Below are 20085 nucleotides of genomic sequence, written 5' to 3'. Positions count from 1 at the left end.
CCATGCCCCTCCAACTCCCTGTTCTGAGTTTTATCCTGATGTTATTCGGTGTGGTGGGTCTGCACGCTGCGACCTACTACGTCGCGCCTGGGCTTAATAAGGACAACGACACGAACAACATCAACACCGGCACCATCAATGCACCGTTCGCGTTGCCGCAGACCGCGCTCAACAAGGCTGTCCCTGGCGACACCGTGCTCCTACGCGGCGGCAACTACATTTACTCGGATGGCTCTGTGCCGATGGTGTTTTCCACCGTCCATCGCGGCTCCGATACAGCTTGGTTGACGGTCAAAAATTATCCCGGTGAAACGCCGGTGATCCAGGTTACCAAGGCCGGCGCGGTCTGGAATGCGATCGAGCTCCACAACGCCGCCTATGTGGAGATTTCCGGTCTCACCCTCCTCGGCTGGAACGACGACCCCACGATGCTCCTCGCCGACGCCGCCACCAACGGCGAATCGACTAACTCCCCGGTTCCGACCTACAACGGCAACGGCATCAGCTGCGATGGCCGTGATCAAACCGACAGTAACGGCATCATCGTCCTCACGCGCACCAGCGCCAATCGCCCGCACCATATCCGCATCATCGGCAACACCGTGAGCAAATTCCCCGGCGGCGGCATCAGTTTCATCCAGAGCGACTACATCCAGATCGAAAACAACACCGTCGAGGACAACTCCTGGTACACCCGCTTCGCGACCAGCGGTATCAGCATCTGGCAGGCTTGGAATTATCCCGATGCGGCAACCGCCGACACGACCAACTACCGCATTAATGTCATCGGAAACCGCTGCTTCGGCAACAAGACCCTGGTGGATTGGACCGCTTACGGCCGTCCCTCGGACGGCAACGGCATCATCATCGACGACAGTCAAAACACCCAGAACGGCTCCACCCGTGGCGTCTACAACGGCCGCATCCTCGTCGCCAGCAATCTCGTCGTGAACAACGGCGGCTCCGGCATCCACAGCTACCGTGGCGACAACGTCGATATCGTCCACAACACCGCCTACTACAACGGCCAAGTGATGCTCGATTACGGCGAGATCTTCGCCAGCGAGAGCGTCAACGTCAGAATCTATAACAACATCTGCTACGCCCGTCCCGATCGGCCGATCAACAATCAGAGCAACTCCAACACCAATGTGGATTACCGCTCCAATATCTACTTCGGCGGCTACGCGAACGCCGCTTTTTACACGGCCAACAACACCACCGCCGATCCGCTTTTCCTTAACGCTGATATCGACTTATCCACGGCGGATTTTGGCGTCAGCTCGACCAGTCCGGCCATCGACGTCGCTCTGACGAATTACAACGGCCCCCTCACGTGGGTCGCCACGCTAAACAGCGACATCACCGGCGGCCCCCGCACGCGCAACTTTGTTCCCGACATCGGCGCCTACGAACGCAGCGGCCGACCCATACCGGCCACCGGACTTGTCGTGACCGGCCTGTCGGAAGCGATCCTCGCCGGCGACACCACCGCCGCCGCTGTGAACGACACCTCCTTCCCCTCTACCGAGGTAAACCTCCCCACCGGCAACGCCCCGGTCCACACGTTCACCCTCCTCAATCGCGACAGCTCCAGCATCACCCTTTCCTCACTCAGCCTCGCTGGTTCATCAGCCTTCACCTTGGTCAACGCACCCGTGCTCCCGCTCGTCCTCGCGCCTTCGGCCAGCGTCACGTTGAAAGTCCGGTTCTTGCCCACCGCCGCCGGCATCCAGTCCGGCACGATCTCGCTGGTTCACTCCAGTCCAAACACCACCAGCCCCTTCACCTTTGCCCTCTCCGGCACCGCCACCCAGATACCGGCCGCCGGTTTTTCCGCGTCCAGCCTTTCCGCCACCTTGCCCGTCACCACCTCGTCCACCCACAACGGCTTCATTCTCACCAACCGCGGCAGCGCCTCGCTCACTTGGAACGCCGCTCTCCCGAAAGTTTATACCGTCGCCGACTCCCTTTCCCCCACCGGGCCCTCTTATGCCTGGGTGGACATTTCTTCCACGGGCCAAGCGATCAACTTTGGCACAAATATCTTCGATAACGCCTTTTCCTCGGCGCTCTCACTCGGCTTTGCCTTTCCCTATTTCGGCACCGGCTACACCCAGCTCTGCATAGACATCAACGGCCACGTCTCCTTCGACCTCAGCAAGGCCGGCAACACCAATCGCCGTTATCGGGTTCCCTCCACCCTGGCCAGCATGCTGGCGACCAACAACGGTCTAATCCCCAAATCCATCGCCGTCTTCTTTGACGATCTACTGCTCATCTCCGGGACCAGCTCGGTGCGTTACCAGCAGACCGACAGCAACACCTTTGTCGTCTCGTGGATCAATGTCACCTTCAATGCCGACTCCGGCAAGGCCGCCAATCTCCAGCGTAAGCTTAATTTCCAAGTCATCCTGAAACGCGACGGCACCATCACCGCCCAATACCAGGGCGTCACCAATACCGACGGCAACTACCTCATCGGCATCGTCAACAGCCTCCCCACGACCGGGGTCAACGACTCCAAGCAATACGTCCAATACGCCTACACCGCCAACGCCGTAAACTCCGGCCTTGCCGTGCGCTTCACCCCACCCCCCCGTGCTTTCGACGGCACCACTAACTTCGCCCCCGGTGGCTCGACCAATTCTTGGGCCAATTTCACCGGCTCCACCTCCGGCACCCTCGCCCCCGGCGCGAGCCAGACCATTCCACTGGCATTCAACTCCACCGGCCTCGTCAGCGGCCTAAACTACGCGACCAGCCTGACCCTGACCACCAACGACACGGCCAACAGCACCCTTTACATCCCCGTCTCTCTCTCCGTCGGCGGCACCTCCAATCTCAGTCCGAGCGTCAGCCTCACCCAACCTTCCCGCAACCTCACTGTCCAAGGCGCCGGTTCGCACATCACGCTCACCGCCTCCGCCTCCGACCCCGACGGCTCCATCACCCAGGTTGAGTTCTACTCCGGCACAACCCTGCTCGCCACCGACACCACCTCGCCCTACACTTACACGTGGAATTCATCCACCGCCGGCACCCACACGATCACCGCCAAAATCACCGACAACCGCAGCGTCACGGTCACGTCCCAAGGCTACATCGTCACCGTGGTCAACCTCCCGCCCGTCATCAGCATCGCCGCACCTGCGGCCGACGCCGTGCTTCCCTCCGGCGTGCCCCTCACCGTCACCGCCGCTGCGGCCGATGGCGACGCCGGCACCCTCACCAAGGTCGAGTTCTACCTGAACGACGTGCTCACCGGCACCGACTTTACCGCGCCGTTTACCTTGCCATGGACTCCCTCCACTTACGGCCCCGTCACGATTAAAGCCAAGGCCTTCGACAACAGCGGCGCGAGCACCACCAGCGCGACCGTCAACGTTACCGTCGTGTCGCCCGAAAACCCTTCGGTCGGCCTGATTGCCTACTGGCGCCTCGACGAAACCACCGGCCTCAACGCCCCCGACCAATCCGGCAACGCCCGCCCGCTCACCCTTGCCAACTCGACCAACCTCACCTGGTCGTCGTCCGGCCGTTTCCGCAACGCGCTCGCCGTCGATGGCAACACGGCGGCAAAAGCCTCCTTCGATCACCCGATATTCAACGCCTTCAGCATCAGCGCCTGGGTCTTGGGCGATGTCAGTTCCATTGCCTCGCCGCGCATCATCGCCCTACCCGGCAACAACGGGACCGGCAGCAATGGCTACGAGGTGTTTTTCCGACGCAACACCACCAATAGCGTAGTCGACGCCCAGTTCACCGGAGGCCTCGGTTTCTCCGACGGCACCGGCCGCTTTTGGTGGACCATCGGACTGCAGACCGGCGTCTGGTATCACATAGTCGTCACCTTCGACGGCTCGTCCACCTCCGCACCGGTGTATTACATCAACAACACCCTCTACACGACCTTCGGCACCGGCACCGCCATCGGCGTTCCGGGTGTCATCGCCAGCACCTCGACCATCAAGGGCCTCATCGGCAACCGCGTCGATACTACCCGCCCCTACGCCGGCCGCATCGACCAGGTGCGCCTCTACAACCGCGTGCTCACCGCCAGTGAAGTAAACACCCTCTACCTCGACGACGGCGGCCCGGGCGCACCCGCCAACCTCTCCGCCGCGCCCGCCACCGCCGGCCTCCTGATCACCTGGAACCCCGTCACTTCCACCAACGGCATCGTCACGTATCAACTCGCCCGCAGTCTCTCCGCCAGCGGCCCCTTCGCCAGCGGCCCCTTCGCCACCCTCGCCACCAACCTCGGCGCCACCAGCTTCACCGACACGACGACCGCCCCCGGCACGACGTATTTTTACACGCTCACCGCGACCGCCTCCGGCGACACCGGCCCCGTTTCCACGACCACCTCGGCGACCACCTGGACTGCGCTCCAAGCCTGGCGCAACGCCAACTTGGGCTCCGCCACCGCCACCGGCAACGCCGCCGACCTCGCCGACCCCGACGGCGACGGCATCCCCAACCTGCTCGAATACGCCCTCGGACTCTCGCCCTCCACGACCAACCCCACCGGCCTGCCCACCTCGACCCTCGACCCCACCGGCAAGCTCACGCTCACCTTCCTGCGCGCCCGCAGCGACGTGACCTACACCGTTCAAGGCTCCTCCGACCTCGCCACCTGGACCGACCTCGCCACCAACCCTGGCACCGTCAGCCAGACCGTTGCCGTGGCCGTCACCGACAAACCGCCCGTCGGGGCCACCAAGCGTTTCCTGCGCCTGCGCGTCACATCCCCATGAAAACACCCTGTTCAATCGTCTCCCTCAAGGCCTTCGCCTCCCTGCTCTCCGCCTGTCTCTTCTCGCTCATGAGCGCGTCAGCGTCCGAGGCCCGCAGCGCCAAAGACATTTCCTACCTTTCGCCTAAAGAAGCCAAAGACCCTGACCGGCAGGAACGCTGCGTGCTCGACATTCACGTTCCCGCAGGTGCCGCGCAAAACCTCCCCGTCGTGGTCTGGTTCCACGGCGGCAGTTTAACTGAAGGCAACAAGACCTGGATACCGGGCGAACTGTTGCAACAGGGCCTGCTCGTGGTGTCGGCCAACTACCGCCTCCTCCCTCGCGCCACTCCAGCAAACACAATCAAAGACGCTGCCGCTGCGGTGGCGTGGGTGTTCGCTCACATCCAAGAATATGGCGGCGACCCGCAGCGTATCTTCCTCTCCGGCCACTCCGCCGGCGGCTACCTCTCGACCCTCATCACGCTGGATCGCTCCTGGCTCGCCGCCCACCGGATCGACGCCAATCGCATCGCCGGCCTCATCCCCTTCAGCGCTCAAATGGGGCCTCACTCCTCCATCCGCTCCACCCCGGGTATAGCCGACCTTGAATCGTTCGCCCCGCGCGCCCACGCCCGCGCTGACGCACCACCCCTCCTTCTGCTCACGGGCGACCGCGACAAAGATCTTGCCGGTCGATATTCAGAAAACGCTGACATGCTCGCCCGACTGCAAGCCGACGGCCACAAGAGCTGCCGGTTAGTGGAGTTACCGGGCACCGACCACAGCACCATGCAGTCCGCCGGCATCCCGCTGCTCGTCGCCGAGATCACCCGCCTTTCCGCCGCCCGCCCGCCTCGGCCCTGACTGCACCCGCCGGTGCCCAAACCATCCGCCCCGGCTTTCACCCAACCTCTCTCTGCCGCCTCGGCGAGGTGACCTTCACCGACACAGTCCCGGTTTCGCCCCGGCGTTTCCTGCGCCTGCGCGTCACCTCGCCATGAGTGAGGCCAAACAGGAAATGCCCGTCGGGCACGGCCAGCGCGCCTGTTAACTTTAACATAGTCGGCCCTGAAAAAGGCACCTTACGGCATCACCGCCAAAAACTGATCCCGGGATGCCGGGACGAACAAGGAACCTAGGAGGTGGAGTAAACGGCACAAAAAGAAGCCGAGGAGCTTCTGGAAGTTCATGGCGGCGGCACTGAGCAGGGCATTGATGGCATTGCCCTGCGTGCCTTTGAGGCGATTGCGCTCCAATCTGTGTTCGGCCTTGAGGTGTCCAATGGTTGGTTCGATGGCGGCGCGGCGTTTCATCCATTTCCAAACTCGTTTGGGGATCGTTCCCCGGCGGCGTTTATCGACGATGATCGTCTCGGGGCCCTGATGATTATTGCCCCGGTAGCCCATGTCCACATGGCCTTCTTTTACTGCATGCGTGGTGACCAAACGGCGCACTTGAGCCAGTTGCGCATCAAGGGTGTGTCCGTCATAGGGATTGCCCAATAAACTCAACGCTCCGAGTAACCACCCGCCCTTGCTGGTTGCGGCCAGGCTGACCTTGTTGCCGAACTCGTACTTTTTACCGGCCTTACCTTTGGCGATGCACGCCACCTCAGGCTCATGCACACTGTACACTTTTTGCCCATCGCCGCGCTCTTGTGCATGGATGCGTTTGGCTGTCTCCAGTAACTTGCCGAGCAGACCTTGTGGCTGTGATTGTTGGCGTTCGATCTCACGGATCACTCGGCCCAAATTGGTCCGGAGTTTGCGGGTGCACGCCTGCGCCCGTTTCATCTGGCGGGCATGGGCGTAGCGGCTTTGTGCCATGAGTAAACGCCGACCTACCCGCTCGTAACTTTGTTTGATACTGAGCCCCTGCTTGCGGGCCGTTTTCACCAAGCGCTCTCGCGCCCTGTCGTAGAGGCGGGAGTCCGTCGGAAACCGCACCGCTTTTGTCTGTACCGTGGTGTCCACATTCACCCGCTCAATCTGCGCGGGCGTTATCACCTTCATCTTTAGTCCCGTGTCGATCGTTGCCATGAGCATCGCCTCCGCCCCGGCTTCCCCGAGCCGCTTGCGCCACCGTGACATGCTCGAGGGGTGGATCGGCATCTCATGCTCAAAAAACTGCATCCCGCTAAAATGCTGCCAGTAGGGATTCTCCACCCACTGGGCCAGCACGACATCGTCACTCAGATCATACCGGTACTTCAAATAGTGCAGCGCCACCATCAGCCTCGTGCTCACCCCGGGCGCCCCGGTGCTCGGGTCGTACGTCTGCCCCAATTGCTCGTCGAACACGGCCCAGTTCATCTGCCGTCCCATCTTCACTAGCGCATGGCCCGCATCCACCAAACCCTCCAACTCGGTTCGGAACAGTTCCCGCTGCGCTTGGTGGACGGTGGCTTTTGGCTTCATCGATTTTCCCAGTTTTTGTTGGTGTGGTTAAACTTAACCAAGAAAATAGGGAGTCAGTAAAAACGTCAAGTGGTTATTGGTTAGTATTTTATGAATTATTCAGGGCCGACTAACATAAGGTCTTTGGCTGTTTCGCCCGGGCACTCCTGTGCCCGCAACTTAGCGTCACCACCCCTGCGCCCCCCTCCCTCCTGTGAGGTAAAAAGCCCCTGCAAACCCGTCCCGACGCGATCCCTCCCGATGAAAACCCGCCAGCTCCTCGCCTCCTTCGCCCTGCTTCTCGCGCTCGGCGGCACCTCCGCGTTTGCCCAGTCCATCAGCATCACCAACCCCAGCTTCGAGACCCCTATCGCCGGCGGCGGCTATATCGGCGGCAACCTACTCAGCACAACGAACCCAGGCACCAGCCGCATCCCGGGCTGGACGAACCAAACCGCCGCTTATGGTTCTGTCGATAATGTCACAAGTTCGTTTACGAGCGGACTCACGGGAACCAACGCGATTTGGGTGAACGGAGCCATCTCCCAGCGCACCGGTGCCACTTTCACCACTGGCGTGACTTATACCCTCAGCATCGACGTAGGTAATCCTTCGACTGTGGCTAATATGGCCACTAACAAAAACCTTAAGTTCGGTTTTCGGAATGCGGCTAACACCGAGTTTATTACCGCCGGCCAGCGGTCGATCAACGGTGCTGAAATCAATTCGGTTGCCGACGGAACCTTCCGCTCTTTCTCGATAGCCTACACGGCCGTTGCTGCGGACGCCGGCGCTACCATCCGTATCGGTCTGGATGATTTCAACGCTGAATCTACCAGCTACCGCATCGACAACGTGCGGCTCACGACCAACGAAATCCCCGCCGCCCCCTCCGCCCCGACCGGCCTCACCGCCACCGCCGGCAACGCCCATGCCGTCCTCACCTGGAACACCCTCGCCACCGCCACCAGTTACTCCGTTCTCCGCTCTACCACCAGCGGCTCCGGCTACGTCAGTGTCGCCACCGGACTCACCTCCCCGTCCTACACCGACACCGGCCTGACCAACAGCACCACCTACTTCTACGTCGTCACCGCCACCAACCTCACCGGCACCAGCGCCAACTCTGCCGAGATGAGCTGCTTACCGAGTTCCAGCGAAACTTTGCCCGCAGTCTATAACCCGACTGACGGGGTCTATGAGCTCAAACTCGACCCCACTAGTAACACCGGCCGGCTGCTCAGTCTAAAGATCCCGGATGGTGTGAATGAGGTGCGGGGTATTTTGATCTATGGTAACGGGGCCGGTGGGGATGATACGTATATGGCTAGGCATCCCGAGTTGGTCGCATTTGCGCAGAGCATGGGATTCGTGGTGCTCGCGACTGGGAAGTGGGGGAATTTCTCAATTACAACACCAGCAACTAACTCGTCGAGTGAGCTCAGCCTCTTCGAGGCGTCGCTCAGGCAATACGCCGCTGTTACTAGACGTCCAGAGATTGTGCGCGCGCCGTGGATGCCGATGGGGTTCTCCAATGGCGGCCAGATGGCATACGGATTGAACGCGCTGCGACCGTCCAAGGTTATCGGCTTCATCGCCAACAAAGGCGGCAACTACAATAATTCTCGGCCCAGTGCTGAAGCGCTACGAACGCCAGGTCTCCTTATTGCCGGGGCAATCGATAGCGATTCGCGCCGAGCGAATATCAAAGGCCTGTTTACCGGCAACCGGAGCATTGATCGTGACACCCGGAACATTGACTGCGGTGCCCTTTGGGCATGGGTCGAGGAAGAATATACAGGGCATGTCGAAGGCAATAGCCGGCAAATTATCCTCCCGTTTCTGGCCGAATGCTACCGCCTGCGTTACCCTCGCGACCAATCTCCGGTGAATGGCCCGGTCACATTGAAAGCCCTCAACGAGTGGGAGGGGTGGCTGGTCGATCAAACGACCTGGGCGACAGAATTCCCCGCTATTTATCGCTATGACCTTGCGCCTGCCAATCCGCGAACCTTGGGGTGGGTCCCAAGCCAAAGGATAGCGTTCCTCTATCGCGCCTTCGCCGCCTACAATCGGCTTTCCTACGCGCTCGACGCGACCGGAGGAAGCTCGACCGCAGAATGGACCGATGTTCCCACAGCAACTGCCACCTCACCGGCGACTTTGACCCACAGCGTCACGCTCCCGGCCGGAACCTGGAATCGCGTGGAGTTTTATGAGGGGGACAAAAAGATTGGGGAGGCATTTCCGGCGGGTGGAAACTCTCCTCAGATCAGCATGGCGACCTCGTTCGGTGGCATGCGTGCGTTTCACACGGTGGTTACCCGCACCAGCGGCACCGCCGTGGCGACGCCGATTCGTCGGGTGTTCGTGAAGGGTCCAGCGGCACCATCCGCCTATGATACGTGGTCCCAAGCTTCGCTTCCAGCCGGGCGCCAGGGGCGCAATCAAGCGGGCTTTGATGATGGCGTGCCGAATTTGGTGCGTTTTGCGTTCGGGTTGGGTTCGAGTCAACGGGGCACGCAGGTGGTTCAGAGCGGCGGTGCGACGGAGCAAATCGCAGGCGTCACTTACACTAAGTTTTCCTACACGATCAGTAATGAGGCCCGCGATGCTCAGATCCAAGTTACTCCCTTAATTTCCGATGATCTGACCACCTTCAAAACCGTCGGGGAGACTCAGGGGGCGATCCTGCGCCGTTCGGGTAACCTTATCGAGATTCTGACACCGAGCACGCGGCCAAAAACGTTCGTGCGACTTGGTGTGGAGGACCCTCTCCCTTGAATCAGCGCAGGCCGACGCCAGAATCTCGGGTGTGAGTAGTAGGCAGTAACATTTAAAGCGTCGGATTAAACCGAGGCAGTTTTGCCGCGAAAGATCGCAAGGATCGCAAAGATCCATCCCTGTATTTCTATGCGTTCTCTGAGTTCTTTCGCAGCTAAAAGGCTCGATGGATGGCTTTGATTTTAATGGGGCTCAGCACTCAATCCGGCAAAATCCAGTTTCATGTCAATCGCCGCCCCAAAATCGGGTTTTGGCCGTGCCCGAAAAAAACAGGTTGACGCCGATGCCGACTGTTTTTCAGGATCGGTTCAGTCACGCCAAGCACGGTCGTGGTGCCTCGGTAACTTGCAGTCAAAAAAACAAGTATGATGCGGGTAATCGTGATCGGCTCCGGCATCGCAGGACTTTCGCTCGCCCTTGCCCTGCGACGCGTCGGGATCGAAGCGACGATCTACGAGCGAGCGCCCCAACTAACCGAAATTGGCGCAGGCATCAGCCTCTGGGCCAATGCCTTTCGCGCACTGGATTGCCTTGGGGTTGGCGCCGCCGTCCGGGCCGCATGCCTGCCAGTCAACTTATCCGAGTTCCGCACCCGTAACGGGCACAAGATCGCGGGTTCATTCCAAACCGCATCGTTCGAGCGGCAGCTCGCAACAACTCCGTTTCTTGCGATGATCCACCGCGCCGACTTGGTGGCCTTGTTATCTAAATACTTACCCGCAGACACGGCCCACTATGGGTTCGAGTGCGTCGGCGCCGAAACGCAGGGATCGCGGGCCGTGGTCCGCTTCAAGAACGGACACTGCGACGAAGCGGATCTCGTCATCGGTGCCGACGGGATTCGGTCGGCGATCCGCACCACGCTGTTCGGGGCTACCCAGCCTCGCTACGCCGGCTACACCTGTTGGCGAGGCGTGTGCGACCGCCCTTCCACAGTGGGTCCAGGATATTTGGCCGAGTGGTGGGGCCGTGGGAGGAGGTTCGGCATCACGACCCTGCCAGGGGATCAGGTTTATTGGTGGGCGACGAAGAATGAGCCAGCGTTCGAACGCGGCGCCAACGAGCGAGCCGCCGTAACCACGGCGTTTCAGGGTTGGGCGGGCCCGGTCACCGAGATTATTGCTGCCACGCCTGCGGCGGCCGTCCTCCGCAACGACATCCTCGACCGCCCGCCGACGCGCTTTTGGTCCAAAGATCGCATAGGACTCATTGGGGATGCGGCCCACCCCACGACCCCTAATTTGGGACAGGGCGGGTGCCTGGCCATCGAGGACGCCGTAGCACTTGCGAGGCACCTGAGCAACGGGGCGGACCCGGAAGCGGGTTTAACATCATTCGCCGCCGAGCGGTTTCCACGGACGACCGCAGTCACCAAAGAATCCTTGCGCTTCGGTTCCATCGGCCAGTGGGAGGGTCGATTTGCAACGTGGGGACGCGATAAAGCGTTTGAGCTGCTCCTACCGCTCATTGGCCCAAAGAGTATGTCGAAGTACGCCCAGTTCGACGTGGGTCACCACCCGCTCGTGCCCTAAAATTTTCGGCAGCAAAAACCAGAGCCCTAGCGAGCCCAAGTCGATTTACCGGCATTTCCCTCGTCAGGCCGAATCATTCCCCACACGCAGCCGTCCACCGTTAACCTTCCTCCTGTTTGACGCGGCCAGGCCGCTGACTCTAAACCAACAAAACACGGTAAAAAAATCGTCCGATCTCACACCAGGGAATGACGTTACAATCACCCCCATTCCCACCAATCTTAACGTTATGACAAAAGACTTGCTGCCTACCGGCCGCTGGCGTTTCATGCCGCCTGAGGGTAACCGCGTCTTTGCCCTAAAATCATCCCCCTGCACGCCATGAATATCGTCCGTCGTCTTGTCGTTCTCACGCTCGGTTACTAACCCACCCTCCGCCGCCTCTCACCTTATGCATCCCGCCGAATCACGCCGTCTTGATTTCCCCAAAAACTTTGTCTGGGGCGTGGCCACCGCCGCCCCGCAAATTGAAGGCGCCGCCTTCGCCGACGGCAAAGGGGAATCCGTCTGGGACCACTTTTCCCGCCAGCCAGGCCGGGTGCACAAGGGCGACACCCTCGACATAGCCTGCGACCATTACCATCGCTTCGACGACGACTTTGCCCTCATGGCGAAACTCGGGGTAAAGCACTACCGGCTTTCAATCGCGTGGCCTCGCATCATCCCGGATGGCGAAGGTGCGGTGAACCAAGCCGGTATCGATTTTTACCACCGCCTGTTCGATTCCCTCGAAAAACACGGGATCACGCCCTGGGTGACGATGTTTCACTGGGACACGCCCCAAGCCCTCGAAGTCCACGGCGGCTGGCGCAATCGCCGCACCCCGGAAGCCTTCGGGCGGTATGCCGACACCATCGTAAAAGCCTTTGGTAAACGGGTGAAAAACTGGATAACGATTAACGAAATCCGCTGCTTCACGCATTTATCCTACGCGGGGAATCTCAACAAGGCGCCCGGCCTGCGGGAATCGCCCCAGGTGGTCAATCAGACCGTTCACCACGCCCTGCTCGCGCACGGCCATGGCGTGCGCGCCGTCCGCGAATTCGGCGGCCGGGGCGCTCGTGTCGGCATCACCGACAACCTCGAAGTGTTTATACCGGTCGAAGAGACGGAGCCCCACCTCGCCGCCACCCGAGCCGCCTTCACTTATGAAAATGACCGTATCCTCGGCGCTATTTATCACGGCCGCTACACCCCCGCTTTTTTGCGTGCCTGCGGCAAAGATCGCCCCGAGGTCAAACGCGGCGACTTCGATCTGATCGGCCAGCCCACCGACTTCCTTGGCCTCAATATCTATACCGGCACCTTTGTTCGCGCCACCAAAGGCAAGGGCTTCGAGCGCCTGGCCTTTCCGCCCGGTTATCCCCAGACCACGCTTGCCGGCTGGCTTAAGACGGTCCCCCAGTCGATTTATTGGGGCACCAAAATGGCTGCGGACGTCTACGGTGCCAAAAACATCTACATCACCGAAAACGGCTACGGCACCATTGAGGAGCCCAACTCCTCCGGAGAGATCCACGACCTGCATCGCCGGGACTATCTGCGCCAATACTTGGTCGAACTGCGTCGTGCCATCACCGATCGCGTTCCGGTGAAGGGCTATTTCTGCTGGTCGTTCATGGACAATTATGAATGGGAAGACGGTTACAGCATCCGCTTCGGACTGGTCCACACCGACTATCAAACCCAAAAACGCACCCCCAAGCTGAGCGCCCACTGGTATTCCACCGTGATGCGTGAAAACCGCATCGTCTAATACCGATCGCTACATAGTTTTGGACTGATAAAGGTAGGCGCCCATTTATGGGCGAAAAGCGGATCTATGATCGCGCATAAAACATCCCCGATCCTTGGCTCGGCCAAGGTGAAAGATTTTTGAGACCTATATCAAACGACTCCTACACTCGAAATCGTCTCATAGCATCTATCCTTTTTGTTCTAAAAAGAGTATTACTTGCCAGGGTTCGCGCCTTTGAACTGGGTGCGCACACTATACAGGCCCGTGCTGGCGGTGATGAAGAGAGTCTGCCGGTCGGCCCCGCCGAAGCAGATGTTGGCCGTCCAGTTCTCCGGCACCTCAATCTGCGAGATGCGAACACCGGACTTGTCGAAAACGGTTACGCCCTTACCGGTGAGGTAAATATTACCCTGGGTGTCGAGCGTCATACCATCGGAACCCATTTCGCAAAAAAGCTTCTTGTTCGTTAGCGTGCCATCGGCTTGTACCTCATAAACCCAAGTCCGCTTGGCACCTATGTCGGCCACGAAGAGCCGTTTCCCGTCCGGCGTGCCGACGATGCCGTTGGGCTGCTTCAAGTCGTCGGTGAGCTTCACCAGATGCTGGCGGTCTGCCGAGAGGCGATACACCTGCTGCGAGGGCTGCGGCATGATTTTGTGCCCCCACCAAGGACGCGGGTAATAGGGGTCGGTAAAATAGAGCGCGCCGGAAGGATGCGCATAAACGTCGTTGGGGCCGTTGAGCCGTTTGTCGCCAAACGTCTGGGCCAGTACGCTGGCCTTGCCATCGGCGGTGACCGCCCAAAGCTCGTTCTTTTCGTCGGCGCAGACGAACAGCATTCCCTTGCTGTCGAAGCACATGCCGTTCGCGCGGCCTGCGGGGTCCATGAAAGTGGAAAGCTTGCCGTCGGTGCTCCACCGGTGGATGCGGTTGTTGGGCTGGTCGACAAAAAAGACATTTCCCTGCGGATCGCAGGTGGCACCTTCGGTGAACTTGAAGCCACCAGCCAGTTTCTCGAGTTGCGCGCCGGGAGCGAGAACGGGGTGTTCTTCGGCACCGAAGCAACACGCAGCAATGAAAACCCATAGAGTCACGAGGGATGAGAGTAGTTTTATCATGCGGTGAAGTTTTACGACCGACAGGGAAATAGGTGGCGCGTCAAAAGCGTGACAAGCAAAAGCTCAGAACACGCATTGCCAACACGTTCCAAGGGCTAGGTAGCGGCTGAGGTGGTGGTCATTTTTTCACGACTGGAGCAGGCCTCTCGGCGAAATATACCTCGGCCAAAAACCGAGTTGCTACTCAAAGCTACATCCCACTTATTTTCTTAACGATATGAAAAAGAGCGCAACCTCGGTAGAAAAAATTTCTCCAGCCAAATCCGGCAGAGTCCGGATGTCTGATGTGGCCAAGTTGGCTGGTGTATCCGTCATGACGGTAAGCGGTGTTTTTCGTGACCCCGGTGACACGTATCCGGTGGCACCGGAAACGCGCGCACGCGTCCTCGAAGCCGCACAGCGTCTTGGCTATCGGCCCAATGGCATGGCGCGCGCCATGCGAAGCCAGCGCATGGGGAATATCGGCTACGTCATGGTGAAGGAAACCCGTTACCTGATCGTGATCCCCGAAATGCTCGCCGGCGTGTTCAACGGTCTCAACAACCACGACCAACACTTCACCTTTATTGGCGTCCCACCGGATCAGGGTAACCAAGCACCCACACTCCCGCGTGCCGTACGCGAACACTCCGTCGACGCCCTCATCGTGGACGCAACCGTAGGCGTGGGCCCCGCAGTCCGGAAGCGCCTGGAAGAATCCCGCGTCCCGATCGCCAACCTTAACGATAAACAAGTCTCAAATAGCGTCTGGGTGGACGATGCCGCCGCTGCGCGTATCGGCACGCAATATATCCTGAGCAAAGGCTACCGCCGCGTGGCCTTCCTGTCTTTTTCTCTCGGGCTGCACAACGGGCACTACAGCTACGAAGTCCGGCGCGGCGCCTATTTTGCGGTGATGAGCGAGGCGGGCCTTCCCGCTAGAGAGGTCATCATCGCGGATCGCCCGATCGGCTACCAGCAACTGGAGGCGGTACTTCTCTCGAAAGACCGGCCCGAGGCCTTTGTCTGTTATAGTGACCACGACGCCATGCTTGCCCAGCGCGTGACCACCCGACTCGGCTTAAAAGTTCCCGGCGATCTCGCGCTTCTCGGCTTTAACGGTCGCCTCGGCAACTCGGAGTTATCCCCTGTCGCACTCACCACACTTGCCATCCCGTGGTATGAGATGGGCCTCGCCGCTGCCGAGATGGCCTTCAAACTCGGTCAAACCGGGCCCATGGCCACCTTAGAATCGCAACGCTTTGAGGCCACCTTAGTGTTGGGCGCTAGCGTTTAAGCACACTTCGCGTCGGCAGGCGACCAGCTCCGCTCAAATCCACCAGCGGACTTTCGCCTTTTTTTTCTTGCCACAACCCTTAACGTTAAGACATGAATCTTGCCTCGTCCAAATACCCTCTATGACCCCCCTTCTTTTACGCTTTCTGACTCTCCTTTTGTTAACGTTTTCCATGCCACTGCGGGCGTTTGAGCCCGTTGCTTTGGGCGGTGAATCCATGCTCGCAGCGGATTGGGCGGGCACCGCCGTAGTGCGCGATTCAGGTCCCCGCGACTGGGGCCAGGCGGCATTCAGTATAGAATCGGTGAAAGACGCCCAAACGGAGCGATTCTCCCAGGTTGTCCGCGCCACCACATCGAAGCGCTATCCCGACTACTGGCTTGCCGAAATTGCCCTTCCTACGGAGCGCGCCATCGCCAAAGGCGATACACTTTGGATGCGCCTCTGGTTCCGCACCATCTCGGCCGAAAACGAGCAGCGCGAAGCCGAACTCTGCGTCTATTTTCAGCAGAAGGACTCTCCCTGGGGCAAGTCGGTCGTCCACCGCGTCTCCGTGGGCCCAGAATGGACCCAGCTCGAACTGCCCTTCACGACCCAGCACAACCAGCCTGCGGGCGAGGCGACGCTCAATCTCGGCCTCGGTTTTCGGCCCCAAGTCATCGAAATCGCCGGTGTCGAATTGTGGCGTTTCCCCAAAACCGTGCCCCTAGCGCAGCTGCCGCGCACGCGTTACACGTATGAGGGCAGAGCCGCCGATGCCGCTTGGAGAGCGCAAGCGATCGAGCGCATTAAGAAAATACGCACAACGCCACTCGTCGTCGAGGTCCGCGGAGCTGATGGAAAACCGGTTCCCAACGCTACGGTTGTCGTAAACCAGACTCGCAACGCTTTCCAGTTCGGCACCTCCGTCGATTCGGCGATGATCATGAACAAGACGCCCGACGCGCAGCGTTACCGGCGAGCGCTGTTGGAGAATTTTAACACCGCCGTGATCGAAAACGGCTTCAAATGGCAGCGCTGGGCCCCCAATCAGCCGAAAGGCCGTTGGCCGCGCGCCGAAACGATCGCCGCCTTCGACTGGCTTTCGGCCCAGAATTTACGCCTTCGTGGGCACACCTTGGTGTGGCCCGGCTGGAAATACACCCCCGAGGAATTCCGTCCGCCCGCGCTCACCGATGCCGCCACCCTCAGCAAAGCAATCGATCAGCACATCGTCGATCTGATGAACGTCACCAAGGGCAAATTGGACTCCTGGGATGTGGTGAATGAGCCGCTGCACGAGCGCGACTACTTCACCCTGCTCCCCGAGACCGAGGCCATGGCCGGTTGGTATAAATTGGCGAAAAAAACCGACCCGAAGCCCCGGCTGTTTCTCAATGATTACGATATGCTCACCGGCGGCACCAGCCGGGAAACCGTGCAAAGTATCCTGGAAAAAGTTGCCGCCCTGCGCGCCGCCGGTGCGCCTGTCGAAGGCTTAGGGGTTCAAGGGCACTTCGGTCAGGCGATTCTGGGGCCAGAACGCATCTTGGCCGACCTTGATTTGCTGGCCAGCGCCGGCCTGCCGGTCCTGATCACCGAGTTCGACATCAACACGCCCGATGAAGAGGTGCTTGGTGATTTCACCCGCGACTTTCTTCTGGCCTGCTACAGTCATCCCGCCGTCGCCGGCGTCATCACCTGGGGCTTTTGGGAAAAGAACCATTGGCTCCCACAAGCAGCCATGTTCCGGCCGGATTGGAGCGAACGCCCCAACGCCGCCGCTTGGCGCTCGCTCGTAAATGAGGCCTGGAACAGCCGTTCCACCGGCAAAACCGACGCCAGCGGCTCGTTCACTTCAACCGTCCACCACGGCGATTATGAAGTGTCCGTGCGGGCCGATAAGCGTGCAACGACCACCCCGAGCAAGGTAACCGTGTCCGCCTCAGCCGCAAAGGTGATCATTACCCTCCCATGAGTTTCGCCCACCCAGCACGCTTGACGACACCGAGGACCGACTGCGGCCTTTCGCTAGGCGAGTTACTCACCGTCACCACCCCCAACGGCATCCGTGCCGCTGGGGTCGACGGTGGGGCCCGCGCCTTCAAAGCCGGCAGCCTGACCTCGGGCAACAGCACTTCCTAACGCTGACATTAGGTCCCCATTTTTTTCGCCACGAAATCTTAACGTTACAATTTCCCTGCTATGAAAAACAAAAACTACACTAAAAATCCGGTGCGTACGGGGCTTCTGGCCTTACTCGCGCTGTTTGCCTCCGCTCCGCTAGCCTCCGCTCAGACCGTGATCTACCGCGAGACCTTCCAGAACACTAGCGGCAGCAACGCGAACCTAAACACGACGGGTTGGTTTCTCTATCAGACGAACTCGACGACGCCTGCCACGACTCAGCAATACACCGGCAACATGCTAATCAGTCCCAATGCGGGGGCGGGAAATTTCAGCGCCCTCCCCAACATCAACAACATCTCCAACAACACCCCCAGCACCAGCAGCCAACAGACCACGCAGACTGCCGATACCTCAAACAACGGGTTCCTATTCTCCAACCCAACCCAAAACGTGGGAAATGTCGGCACTATCTTCGCCACCAACGAGTATTTTAGCACCGGCAACAACCCCACTACTGGAGCTGGCATCGCTAGCGGTGTTCTGACAACCGACAACATCTCGAAAATATCGGCTGTGTTTGCGTTTGGTCGGACAGCCGTCGTCGTGCCGACGCTCCGCATCGGGACTACGTGGTTTGCCTACACCGTGGGCACTACCCCAGCAGTCGATGGCAGCTTTACGGCACTCGCAACAAACAGCCCCACGGTCTGGGACCGCAGCGTTTTTACCAGCGCAGATTGGGCTCCACTGTCCGGCATGTCCGCCTTCATCGAGGGTAGCACCACTTCGACGATATCGGTCGGTGCCTCCGCTGTGCTTCCGGCGTCGAGTGCGATCAACGCCATCGGCTTTTACACGACCTACACAAGCGCCAGCACCGGTGGCCTCCGTTTGGACAACGTAACCGTTGAGACAACGGCCATCTCCGCCATCCCCGAGCCCTCGACCTACGCCGCTCTCGCCGGCCTTGGTGTGCTCATTCTCGCTGTTCTTCGCCGCCGTCCCGCCGCCTAAGCCTACGCTTAGCTAGCCTGGACTCTTTGACCGACGACCACCCAGGTCGTCGGTCGCTTAACCCCGAGACCGCTCTCAGGCGGTTTCGGGCTCAATTTATCCTCAACCCTCGCCATGCCCCTCGCCACCCCAACTCATTCTGCCGTGCTCGCCTTCATTCGTGACGGCTGGGCGGACACCGTTCGCACCATCACTGCCGACGACAGCCGGCGCATCGGGCTGCCCTATCCCTACACGGTGCCCTGCAAGTCGGGCATGTTTCAGACCCTCTTTTACTGGGATACGTTTTATACCAACACCGGCCTGATCGCGACGGGCGAAATCGTCCTCGCCCGCCAAAACACCGAAAACATCCTCTCGCTGATCGAGCGCTTCGGTTTTTATCCCAATGGTAACCAAGTCTGGTTCCTGGGCCGCTCGCAACCCCCTCACGCAGCACTGATGGTGCGCGACGTCTACAAAGCCACCGGCGACCAAGCCTGGTTGCGCGCCCAACTCCCCACGCTTGAGCGCGAACACGACTTTTGGATGACCGGTCGCCTCGCCCCCAACGGGCTCAATTACTACGGCACACACGACGACCCCGCCCGCTCCATCGACGAATTTCGCAACCAAACCGATCGCTTGGGACGACCCGTGCCTGCGAACGATGAGGCGTTGCTCGAACTCATCCGTCACGACCAGGCCGAGTGCGAGTCCGGCTGGGACTACTGTGCGCGCTTTGACCGCCGCTGCGCCGATTTCTGCCCGGTTGATCTCAACGCGCTGCTCTTCGCCCACGAAAGTTTCCTGTCCTCCTCCTACGAGGAACTCGGCGACAGCCTCACCGCCGCTCGCTGGAAAAGCGCCGCCGAAAAACGCGCCGCACTCATGCGCCGCCACCTGTGGTCCCCCGAACTCGGTGCCTTTACCGACGTGAATTTTAAGACCGGTGAACTGTCGCCCATCTTATCGGCGGCGGTGTTTTATCCACTCTGGCTCGGGGTGGCCAACTCAGAGGAAGCGGCGGCCACGGTGGCGTTGCTACCCCGCCTGGAAACGCCCCACGGCTTGCTGTGCGCCGAACCCGGCCCGCGTACGTTCGCCTATCAATGGGACGCCCCCAACGGTTGGCCGCCCCTGCACTACGCGGCCGTCCACGCCCTTTTGCAGACCGGCTACATCGACGACGCCCGCCGCCTCGCCGGCAAATACCTCGTCACGCTCGCCGAAAACTTCGAGCGCACCGGTGAACTCTGGGAGAAATACAACGTTGCCGACGGCACCACCGAGGCGCTTAACGAATACGAGATGCCCGCCATGCTAGGCTGGACTGCGGGCGTGTTCGCCGCCTTCTCCGCCGAGCCCGCGCTCCAGTCAGACAGTTAACCCCTCTGC

General features: G+C 60.1%; 12 protein-coding genes. 10 read left to right on the top strand and 2 right to left on the bottom strand.

Features of this window, described 5'->3' with window-relative positions:
- Positions 1-2: 2 nt before the first annotated feature.
- A complete protein-coding gene (locus tag H2170_18080) occupies positions 3-4760 on the top strand; it encodes a hypothetical protein (protein ID MCS6301983.1) in 4758 nt (1585 codons plus the stop codon).
- On the top strand, positions 4757-5605 hold the full coding sequence (locus H2170_18075) for an alpha/beta hydrolase (protein ID MCS6301982.1): 849 nt from the start codon (positions 4757-4759) through the stop codon (positions 5603-5605). The genes H2170_18080 and H2170_18075 overlap by 4 nt, the downstream gene beginning before the upstream one ends.
- 218 nt (positions 5606-5823) lie before the next feature.
- On the opposite strand, the gene H2170_18070 is transcribed toward H2170_18075, so the two are convergent.
- Positions 5824-7158, bottom strand: coding sequence for an IS5 family transposase (locus H2170_18070; GenBank protein MCS6301981.1), 1335 nt, complete (start codon positions 7156-7158; stop codon positions 5824-5826).
- A gap of 240 nt (positions 7159-7398) precedes the next feature.
- Here H2170_18070 and H2170_18065 point away from each other — a divergent pair, with 240 nt between their 5' ends.
- From H2170_18065 to H2170_18055, 3 genes are all read left to right on the top strand, one after another.
- On the top strand, positions 7399-9921 hold the full coding sequence (locus H2170_18065; protein MCS6301980.1) for a hypothetical protein: 2523 nt from the start codon (positions 7399-7401) through the stop codon (positions 9919-9921).
- Positions 9922-10286: 365 nt separating this feature from the next.
- A complete protein-coding gene (locus H2170_18060) occupies positions 10287-11453 on the top strand; it encodes an FAD-dependent monooxygenase (protein MCS6301979.1) in 1167 nt (388 codons plus the stop codon).
- A gap of 391 nt (positions 11454-11844) precedes the next feature.
- On the top strand, positions 11845-13209 hold the full coding sequence (locus H2170_18055; GenBank protein MCS6301978.1) for a beta-glucosidase: 1365 nt from the start codon (positions 11845-11847) through the stop codon (positions 13207-13209).
- A 194-nt stretch (positions 13210-13403) separates the two neighbouring features.
- On the opposite strand, the gene H2170_18050 is transcribed toward H2170_18055, so the two are convergent.
- Complete coding sequence (locus H2170_18050; protein MCS6301977.1) at positions 13404-14309, bottom strand: SMP-30/gluconolactonase/LRE family protein; 906 nt, start codon at positions 14307-14309, stop codon at positions 13404-13406.
- Between the two features lie 217 nt (positions 14310-14526).
- Here H2170_18050 and H2170_18045 point away from each other — a divergent pair, with 217 nt between their 5' ends.
- From H2170_18045 to H2170_18025, 5 genes are all read left to right on the top strand, one after another.
- Positions 14527-15585 (top strand): LacI family DNA-binding transcriptional regulator, encoded by a 1059-nt coding sequence (locus H2170_18045; GenBank protein ID MCS6301976.1) that lies wholly within the window; start codon positions 14527-14529, stop codon positions 15583-15585.
- Positions 15586-15757: 172 nt separating this feature from the next.
- Entirely contained in the window at positions 15758-17542 is a 1785-nt protein-coding gene (locus tag H2170_18040) for an endo-1,4-beta-xylanase (protein ID MCS6301975.1), read from the top strand.
- The gene (locus H2170_18035) at positions 17539-17709 is read left to right on the top strand and encodes a hypothetical protein (protein ID MCS6301974.1); all 171 of its coding nucleotides are present in this window, start codon (positions 17539-17541) and stop codon (positions 17707-17709) included. Before H2170_18040 ends, H2170_18035 begins: the two co-directional genes overlap by 4 nt.
- A gap of 60 nt (positions 17710-17769) precedes the next feature.
- Positions 17770-18708, top strand: a complete 939-nt coding sequence (locus tag H2170_18030; protein ID MCS6301973.1) for a PEP-CTERM sorting domain-containing protein — start codon at positions 17770-17772, stop codon at positions 18706-18708.
- Between the two features lie 114 nt (positions 18709-18822).
- Complete coding sequence (locus tag H2170_18025; protein MCS6301972.1) at positions 18823-20076, top strand: hypothetical protein; 1254 nt, start codon at positions 18823-18825, stop codon at positions 20074-20076.
- Positions 20077-20085 lie beyond the last annotated feature (9 nt).

Origin of the sequence: Opitutus sp. (genome assembly GCA_024998815.1) — a bacterium.
Classification (GTDB): domain Bacteria; phylum Verrucomicrobiota; class Verrucomicrobiia; order Opitutales; family Opitutaceae; genus Rariglobus.
This window is presented reverse-complemented; position numbering and strand designations above follow the sequence as displayed.